This is a genomic window from Halalkalibacter lacteus (assembly GCF_036663595.1).
Taxonomy (GTDB): Bacteria; Bacillota; Bacilli; order Bacillales; family Bacillaceae_D; genus Halalkalibacter; species Halalkalibacter lacteus.
Window position 1 is genome coordinate 1 of record NZ_JAWRVL010000260.1, and the last position, 264, is coordinate 264.

At 59.5% G+C, this 264-nt stretch carries 1 protein-coding gene; it reads left to right on the forward strand.

Annotation, left to right across the window (positions count from 1 at the left end; translation table 11 throughout):
• Positions 1 to 80 precede the first annotated feature (80 nt).
• The coding region (locus SAZ04_RS22290; protein WP_332699824.1) for a DUF1858 domain-containing protein at positions 81 to 264 on the forward strand (184 nt) is incomplete at its 3' end.

A 264-nucleotide genomic window follows, 5' to 3' on the forward strand; every position in this document is an offset into this window, starting at 1 on the left:
TGGCGGGAAATTTCGTGAAGGTTGTGCTTCGACAAACAAGGAGCGGGCGCGTCGTGGTTAATTCAGGCTGGGAGGTGCCTATGCCGATTGGATTCGACGATCCGGTGGCGGACGTGATGAAACAACAGCCGGCGGCCATCCGCGTCTTTCTCGATTTCAGGATGGGATGCGTCGGCTGCCCGATCGCCTGCTTCCACACCGTGGACGATGCCTGCAGAGAACATCACGTCGATCGCGACGCTTTCCTGAAAGCGCTGCGCGACG